Source organism: Thiolapillus sp., assembly GCF_048562965.1.
GTDB lineage: Bacteria > Pseudomonadota > Gammaproteobacteria > Chromatiales > Chromatiaceae > Thiolapillus > Thiolapillus brandeum_A.
The window spans coordinates 1-1444 of the sequence record NZ_JBHNMF010000755.1; the positions used below are offsets into that span (position 1 = coordinate 1).

General features: G+C 61.1%; 1 protein-coding gene. It reads left to right on the top strand.

The features are described 5' to 3' along the window. Positions 1–133: 133 nt before the first annotated feature. Positions 134–1444 (top strand): DUF1501 domain-containing protein (locus ACOCD2_RS19825; protein WP_293653213.1); only part of this gene is annotated, 1311 nt, incomplete at its 3' end.

The window sequence follows — 1444 nt, forward strand, 5'->3', positions numbered from 1 at the left end:
ACTTACCGTGCTGAATAACGTATCTTGATGAATATCGGGACCACGCATGGTACTTTTGCTTCTCGTTCAATTCTTAGTGATATTTTCTCAGATTTGGGTGTTTTTCAACAGCCTGCTAGAGGAGAAGCCGACGATGAAACTTTCCCGCAGAAATTTCCTGAAAATCACCGGCCTGGGTTCCGCCAGCGCCCTGGCGCCCCGCCTGCTGCTTGCCGCCGATGCCAGCGACAGCGCCGACGACATCATCAGCGTGTTTCTCAGAGGCGCCGCCGATGGTCTCAACATAATTCCACCCCACGGGGATAGCGACTACTACCGCCTGCGCCCCGGCTTGGCCATCGCACCGCCGGGAAATGAACAGGGCGCATTGGACCTCGATGGTTTCTTCGGTTTCCATCCGGGTATGGTCGCCCTGCTGCCCCTGTACCAGTCCGGGGAACTGGCCGTCATCCATGCCTGTGGCTCGCCCTCTCCCAGCCACTCCCACTTCGAAGCCCAGGATCTCATGGAGCGCGGCCTTACCGGCAACAGCGGCAGCTTCAGCGGCTGGCTGGGGCGTTACCTGGACTACCGCATGGATGACAGCTTCAGCGTCTTCCACGCCCTGGGCATGGGAAATGCAGCACCACGCACCCTGGCTCACGATGCCTCCACCATCGCCATGAACCGCATCGAGGACTTCTCCCTGCTGGTCCCCGAGGCGCAGAAAGCCGAAACCGAAGCCCTGCTGCAGGCATTGTATGCAGGAGACAGTCCGCTGGAAAACGGCGCCCGTGACACCCTGGCCGCCGTGGACACCCTGGCTGCGGCTGATCCCGCGCAGTATCCGCCACAGAACGGCGCCACATACCCCGACACTGGCTTCGGCGCCCAGTTGCAGGCCGTCGGGCAGCTCATTCGCGCGGACGTGGGAGTACGGGCGACGGCACTGAGTCTCGGCGGCTGGGACACCCACCAGGGCGAATCAGCCACCCTGGACAACCTCCTGCCCGAGCTTGCCCAGAGCCTGGCGGCATTCCACACGGACATGGGTACAGAGATGGACAGGATCACCCTGGTCACCATGACCGAATTCGGCCGCCGCGCCTACGAGAACGGTTCCGCCGGCACGGATCACGGCCATGCCAGTTTCATGCTGACCCTGGGCGGCAACGTCAACGGCGGCAGGGTCTACCACGACTGGCCCGGACTGAGGGACCAGGATCTCTACGGCAAGGGCGATCTGCAAGTGAGTACCGATTACCGCAACGTGCTGGGCGAGCTGATCGACAAACGCACCCCCGGCATGCCCATGGAGCTGTTATTTCCGGATTTCGATCAGCTCAAGCGTGTCTTCGACCTCGTGAAAGATTTTGGGACATCCCAGTCCCCAAAATCGACTCGGCCTTTGACAACCTATTGGTGCCCCAGCCGTCCTGGTCACCAAGCACTACGCAACAACTTC